Source organism: Leifsonia sp. NCR5 (genome assembly GCF_002105485.1).
GTDB lineage: Bacteria > Actinomycetota > Actinomycetes > Actinomycetales > Microbacteriaceae > Leifsonia.
In genome coordinates this window covers 1-1,444 of record NZ_NCSR01000052.1, presented here as the reverse complement: position 1 = coordinate 1,444, position 1,444 = coordinate 1, and the positions used below count along the sequence as shown (strand labels likewise).

The 1,444-nt window shown below is 73.3% G+C and carries 1 protein-coding gene and 1 pseudogene; both read left to right on the top strand.

The window, feature by feature from the left end:
* Positions 1-12 precede the first annotated feature (12 nt).
* Entirely contained in the window at positions 13-1,083 is a 1,071-nt protein-coding gene (locus tag B7438_RS20090; RefSeq protein ID WP_085371452.1) for a MoxR family ATPase, read from the top strand.
* A pseudogene (locus tag B7438_RS20085) lies at positions 1,080-1,444 on the top strand (hypothetical protein); the annotation flags it as partial. The gene B7438_RS20090 and the pseudogene B7438_RS20085, both read left to right, overlap by 4 nt.

Below are 1,444 nucleotides of genomic sequence, written 5' to 3'. Positions count from 1 at the left end.
GGAGCCGCACCCATGACCGCCGCCACCCCCGACCTGCCCGCCGCCTCCCGCGACCTCCCCGCCGCACGTCCCGCTGCGCTCCCCGTCGCCGAGATCGCCCGGCTGAGCGGCGACATCCTCGACCGTGTCGGCAGCGTCGTCGTCGGGATGCGCCCGGCGCTCGAACTGGCGCTGGCGACCATCCTCGCCGGCGGTCACGTGCTGTTCGAAGACGTCCCCGGCCTCGGCAAAACGCTCGCCGCGCGCAGTATCGCGTCGGCCATCGGTCTCGACTTCCGGCGCCTGCAGTGCACCCCCGACCTGCTCCCCGCCGACATCACCGGCTCATTCGTCTATGCACCTGCGTCGGCCGAGTTCGTCTTCCGCCCGGGGCCGATCTTCACCGGCCTGTTCCTCGCCGACGAGATCAACCGCACCTCGCCGAAGACCCAGTCCGCGCTGCTGGAGGCGATGGCCGAAGGTCAGGTCACCGTCGAGGGCCAGAGCTTCCCGCTGCCGGAGCCCTTCCATGTGGTCGCCACCTCCAACCCCATCGAGTTCGAGGGCACGTACGCGTTGCCGGAGGCGCAGCTCGACCGGTTCATGGTGCGGCTGAGCGTCGGCTACCCGGATGCGCAGGGCGAGAGCCGCGTGCTGCTCGCGCGGGTGAGCAGGCGCAAGGAGGTCGCGACGGTCGAGCCGGTGATCGACGCCGCCACCCTCCGTGCCATGCAGGACGGCGTCGAGCTGGTCGACGTCGACGAGGACATCGCGGCATACTGCGTCGCCCTCGCCGCGGCCACGCGCCGTCACCGGTCGGTGGAGGTGGGCGCGTCGCCGCGCGGTTCGCAGGGGCTGCTGCTCGTCGCGCGCGCTCGCGCCGTGATGGCCGGACGCGATTTCGTGATCCCCGACGACGTCAAAGCCGTCGCGGTCCCCGTCCTCGCGCACCGCCTCTCGCTCACCGTCCAGGCCTGGACGAGCGGCGTGCAGGCCTCCCAGGTGGTCACCGAGGTGGTCAACTCGGTGCCCGGTCCTCCGTCGGTCGGAGCAGCACGGGATGCGGCCCGCGCGACTGTCCCGGATGCGGGGCTCCCCGGGTGACCGCCGAGGAGCCGGGCCGCCCACCGCAAGCCCCGGCGACCACCGCATCCACCCCGTGGGACCTCAGCCCGGCCGTCGTCGCCGCGCTGGTCGTCGCGCTCGTCTGCCTCGGCGCCGGTTTCATCGCGAGCAGGGTCGAGCTGGCCCTGGTCGGTGTCCCGTTGCTCATCGCGGCGGCCTACGGCTGGGACCGTCGCCCCGGCGACCGCATCCCGCTCGCGTTCTCGGCGTCCGTCGAGCCCGCACGCGACGGGTCCACTGGCCGCTCCCCAGCGGCTCCTGCTTCCTCCACCAGCCCGTCGATCCCCACGACCGAGACCACCGCGCCCACCCGCACCACCCAAGGCGCCATCGTCCGCGC